Raw genomic sequence first — 5,210 nt, forward strand, 5'->3', positions numbered from 1 at the left:
ATTTTATTTCTACCTTGGTTTTTTTTGATTTGCCTCATCTAAATCTGACATTTGTCACATAAATGCTTTAAATATCTAATAAGTGAGCAGAAAATTGGTCATTAATGCTAAATAAGATGCACATATACCCATATTAATGTTTAGTGCTACGCTTAATTACTTGTTGAATCTTTGTCTGACAGGCAATGCCCTATATTCGCTAGCTAATTTATCAAAGGATGATTCATGTCTAAACGTCTATGGCTCCGAAATACCTTGCTGACAACTGCTCTATTAAGTGCTTTTTCTCTTCCAGTCAGTGCTGCAACGCCAACTCACACACTACAACTGGCTATTGGTGACGAGCCAACCGAAGGTTTTGACCCCATGTTAGGTTGGAGTCATGGCAGTTATCTGCTGCTGCACAGCCCGTTACTCAAACAAAATGAAGATCTCAGTTGGAATGGTTTTTTGCTGAGCGATTATAAAACCAGTGATGATGGCAAAACCTGGACTCTGACACTCAAACCAGACCTCAAATTCTCCGACGGCTCACCTCTGACCGCCAAAGATGTGGCGTTTACCTACAACCATGCGGCTGCCAGTGGCGGCAAGGTTGATATGGGTAACTTCGTCAGTGCAGAAGTCATTGACCCTCTTAATGTTCGCGTTCAATTGAAAGCGCCACAAAGCACCTTTGTGAACGTATTGGGCTCACTGGGGATTGTTTCAGCGGATAAATATGATGCTAAAACCTATGCGCAAAAACCTATTGGTGCCGGCCCATACCGCTTAGTGAGCTTCCAGCCGGGTCAACAAATGATTGTCGAAGCAAACCCTTATTATGCGGGCAACAAAAATGATTTCGACAAGCTTATTTTTGTGTTTCTTGATGAGGACAGCGCTTTTGCTGCCGCGCAAAGTGGGCAGTTAGGCGTAGTTCGTATTCCTCCGTCTATGGCGGTTGGCCCGGTTAATAACATGAAGTTATGGGTCAGGCCGAGTGTGGAAAATCGGGGTATCGTGTTCCCGACCACGCCAGCGGGTAAAAAGGATGCACAGGGTTACCCAATTGGTAATGATGTCACCGCCGATGTCGCGATTCGCCGCGCCATTAACTACGCCATTGACCGCCAATTGCTGGCTGACCAAATCATGGAAGGCCATGCCATCCCTGCCTATAGCGGTGTGCAGGGGTTGCCATGGAATAATCCGGACTCAGCCATCAAAGATGGTGATATTGAAACAGCCAAACAGATATTGGAACAGGCTGGCTGGAAGCTGAACAGCGCGGGTATTCGAGAGAAAAATGGCGTCCCGGCTAAAATCACACTTTGGTATGCCAGCGGTGATACCACACGCCGCGACTTAGCGCAGGCGGTACGTTCCATGCTCAAACCTATCGGCATTGAGGTGGATTTGAAATCCGGTAGCTGGGAAACGGTAGAGCGGAATATGCACGCTAATCCTACTCTGTTTGGCTGGGGCAGCCTTGACCCGATGGAGCTGTATCACCACTACAGCAGCAAAGCGGCGGGGGTGGAATATTATAATCCGGGCTACTATCAAAACCCGGTGGTGGATAAACATCTGCAACAAGCGCTGGATGCCAAAACCTGGGAGCAAGCCGTGCCATTTTGGCAACAAGTGGGTTGGGACGGCACCACCGGTACTGGTATTCGGGGCGATGCGGCATGGGCATGGTTACTGAATATCCAGCATACGTATCTGGCCAATAATTGTGTTGATTTAGGCAAAGGCGCACCGGAAATCCACGGCTCGTGGTCACTGCTTAATAGCCTCGATAGCTGGAAATGGACTTGTCAGTAATGAAAGGTATTTCGCTATTTATCCTGCGTTTAGCTTGTCTGCTGCTGGTCACCGCAGTAGGCACCTTTACGTTACTGAGTTTCTCTCCCGTTGACCCAATACGCGCCTATATCGGCAGTGATTTACTGCATGTGCCACCGGAGCAGTATCCACTGATTGCAGCACGTTGGGGGCTGGATTTACCTTTGTGGCAGCGGTTCCTGCATTGGTTTACCCAAGTATTACAAGGGGATTTCGGTTATTCGATGTTATATAACGCGCCGGTTTCACAAGTTATCGGAGAGCGTTTTGCGACCTCGTTCGCGTTACTATTTTCGGCATGGTTATTCTCCGGCATTGTCGGGTTATTACTAGGGTTGACGGCGGGGCGCTACCTTAACCGCTGGCCGGATCGTGTTATCTCAAGCCTGTCTTATTTATTAGCTTCATTGCCGACTTTCTGGATTGGTCTATTACTGCTGTCATTATTTGCAGTCAAACTGAACTGGGCGCCGATTTGCTGCGCCTGGACGCCAGGGAGTCATGCTGAAACAGCCAGTTGGAGTGACAAACTGCATCATCTTATTCTGCCGATGCTGGCGTTAGGATTACTGGGGGTCGGTAATATTGCGCTGCATACCCGTGCTCGCGTGGCTGAAGTGATGAACAGTGAATTTATCCGCTATGCGCAAGCGCAGGGGGATAAAGGGTGGCCCTTGGTCAATTTCCATATCTTGCGCCATGCCATTACCCCGGCGCTGTGTCTGCAATTTGCCTCGGTGGGCGAATTGTTGGGCGGATCTTTATTAGCGGAGAAAGTCTTTGCTTACCCTGGGTTGGGGCAGGCGACTATTGATGCCGGGTTACACGGCGATATTCCGTTATTGATGGGGATTGTGATGTTTTGCGCCATCTTGGTTTTTTGTGGTAACAGCATCGCCAATACCCTGTTACACCGCTTGAACAGGGGGGCTGCGCGACAATTATGACTTATAACCCAAACCGAGCTTTATTCCGGCTTTTTGTTTCTTTAGCGCTATTAGCCACATTGGTTGTTTACGGATGGGCAATATACCCCATTGAAATTCCAATGGATTTAATGGCCCGCCGCCAGCCGCCGTCACCGGCTTATTGGTTTGGCACCGACAGCTTAGGGCGTGATCTGTGGTTACGCTGTTTTCAGGGAATGACCACCAGTTTGCAAATCGGTTTGATTGCGGCCTTTGCCAGTGGCCTGCTAGCGATGCTTACTGCCAGCTTATGTTCAATAAATAAAACGCTGGATTATCTGATCCGCGGATTAATTGACAGCATGCTGGCCTTACCGCATTTACTTTTATTGGTACTGATCTGTTTCACTTTGGGGGGAGGGAAGCACGGCGTTATTTTGGCGGTAGCACTAACTCACTGGCCCAAACTGGCCTTGATTTTACGCGCTGAGATTTTACGTATTCGTGAAACTGATTATGTGATGCTCTCACATCGCTTAGGTAACAGTAATTTTTACCGTTGGCGTCATCATCTGCTACCGTTATTACTACCACAATGGATTGTTGGCACGCTGCTGATGTTCCCCCATGCGGTGTTACACAGTGCGGCACTGAGTTTTTTAGGTTTTGGGTTGTCGCCTCATGAACCGTCGTTGGGGATTTTATTGGCCGATGCACTTCGTTATCTGAGCAGTGGTGCATGGTGGCTGGCATTTTTCCCAGGTCTGATTTTGGTCGGGTTAGTTCTGATATTTGACCAGTTTGCCCGAGCACTGCAACAACTGTGGGTGAGGATAGCCTGATGCTGAGATTTTCAAGGTTTGCCATTGATGTTGCCCATTATCGCTGGCTAGGTCGGAAAAGCTGGCACCCTTTGCTGAATAATATTTCTTTGGAAGTAAACCCAGGGGAATTGGTCGCGTTGGTCGGGGGGAGTGGCGAAGGGAAGAGCCTGTTACTGCAAAGTGTATTGGGCTTGTTACCGGAAAACATGCGTTGCCGTGGTGAGATTATTCTGGATGGTGAAGTTCTGTGTGCCCAAGATAAAATTGAACGGCGTGGCAAGACCTTATGTTATGTCCCGCAAGGGGTTAGCGCGCTGAATCCTCTGATAAAAGTGGGGTCACAGATGACCCGCGCTGCCCAACTCAGCGGGGTAAAACTGCGGCTGGAAGATGTCGCGCTGCAACTGCAAACCTACAATCTCGCACCGGGGTTAGTCCATGATTTCCCCCGGCAGCTCTCTGGCGGCATGGCAAAACGGGTGCTGACCAGTTGTGCAACCCTAACTAATGCTCGTTATATTCTGGCGGATGAAGTGACCTCATGGCTCGATGATGAGCATGCTTGCCAGTTACTGACCCATTTACGCGCTTTTTGTCAACAAGGGCGCGGTATTTTATGGGTTACTCATGACTTAGCTCTGGCGGCGCGCTTTGCCGATAAGATTGCGGTATTACATCAAGGCGAACTACACGAAACGCTGAGCGCTGAAGAGCTGAAAAATAACGGCGGCAGCCCGTGGTTACAGTCGCTTTGGGCGGCATTGCCGGAGCAACAGTTTGTCAGCCAGAAAATGTCACCGGCGGAGGTGGCCGAGTATGTTTAGTGTCGATAATCTGACCATTGATCAAGGGGGGAAACGGTTGTGGGATTCGGTCTCATTTTCGTTGAAACCGGGAGAGCGATTGGGGATTTCCGCACCCAGTGGGTTTGGCAAAACCACCTTGGGGAGGGTGTTGGCACAATGGCAGTCGGCGACATCCGGGCAAATTCTAATAGGCGGCGCACCGCTGGCTAAAAAAGGTTATTGCCCCATTCAATTAGTACCTCAGCACCCTGAGCAAAGTTTCAATCCTTATCGGACAACTGGCGAGAGTTTGCATGATGCCTGGCGACCCGATGCACTGTGGCTTGAACGAATGGCTGTGAATCCGGTTTGGCTAAAACGCCGGCCCGATGAATTATCTGGCGGAGAACTCGCGCGGATTGCCCTGTTGCGCGCCCTCGATCCACGGACCCGCTATTTAATTGCCGACGAAGTTACCGCACAACTTGATGCCCATATTCAGGCCCAAATATGGCAAGTGCTATTGGAAGAATCCGCTCGTCGGCCGTTAGGCCTAATTGTTTTCAGTCATAATAAATCTTTATTGGAAAAGGTGTGCTCACGTATATGGATACCTGAGCGAGAGAGTGAAAAGCCTCTTTATCCACGGCCAGTGGTTAAACCTCATCTTGGTTTGGCGATGATAAAAACAGGGTAGACCCAATGATAATTAATTAGAGATAAATAAAATCTTAACAATAAAATAATAATGTGACGTGATAATGGCTCTGCGGATAGGTCGTTTTTAAGTGATATCATATTATAAATGTATTGATTGAGATCATATTACTCTTAAATAGCTAAAAATAGACATGCACCATATG

The 5,210-nt window shown here is 48.6% G+C and carries 5 protein-coding genes; all 5 read left to right on the forward strand.

The window, feature by feature from the left end:
* Window positions 1-225 precede the first annotated feature (225 nt).
* From HU019_RS20020 to HU019_RS20040, 5 genes are read left to right on the forward strand one after another with little or no spacing between them, the layout of a single operon-like run.
* Complete coding sequence (locus HU019_RS20020) at window positions 226-1,809, forward strand: ABC transporter substrate-binding protein (RefSeq protein ID WP_174849998.1); 1,584 nt, start codon at window positions 226-228, stop codon at window positions 1,807-1,809.
* Complete coding sequence (locus HU019_RS20025) at window positions 1,809-2,777, forward strand: ABC transporter permease (RefSeq protein WP_174850014.1); 969 nt, start codon at window positions 1,809-1,811, stop codon at window positions 2,775-2,777. The genes HU019_RS20020 and HU019_RS20025 overlap by 1 nt, the downstream gene beginning before the upstream one ends.
* Window positions 2,774-3,580: an ABC transporter permease gene (locus HU019_RS20030; RefSeq protein WP_019082128.1), complete on the forward strand. Its 807-nt coding sequence runs from the start codon at window positions 2,774-2,776 to the stop codon at window positions 3,578-3,580. The genes HU019_RS20025 and HU019_RS20030 overlap by 4 nt, the downstream gene beginning before the upstream one ends.
* Window positions 3,580-4,386, forward strand: coding sequence for an ATP-binding cassette domain-containing protein (locus HU019_RS20035; RefSeq protein WP_005172992.1), 807 nt, complete (start codon window positions 3,580-3,582; stop codon window positions 4,384-4,386). Before HU019_RS20030 ends, HU019_RS20035 begins: the two co-directional genes overlap by 1 nt.
* Window positions 4,379-5,044: an ATP-binding cassette domain-containing protein gene (locus HU019_RS20040; RefSeq protein WP_174849997.1), complete on the forward strand. Its 666-nt coding sequence runs from the start codon at window positions 4,379-4,381 to the stop codon at window positions 5,042-5,044. Before HU019_RS20035 ends, HU019_RS20040 begins: the two co-directional genes overlap by 8 nt.
* The last annotated feature ends 166 nt before the right edge of the window (window positions 5,045-5,210 follow it).

It is taken from the genome of Yersinia artesiana (assembly GCF_902726545.1).
In the GTDB taxonomy this organism is placed as follows: domain Bacteria; phylum Pseudomonadota; class Gammaproteobacteria; order Enterobacterales; family Enterobacteriaceae; genus Yersinia; species Yersinia artesiana.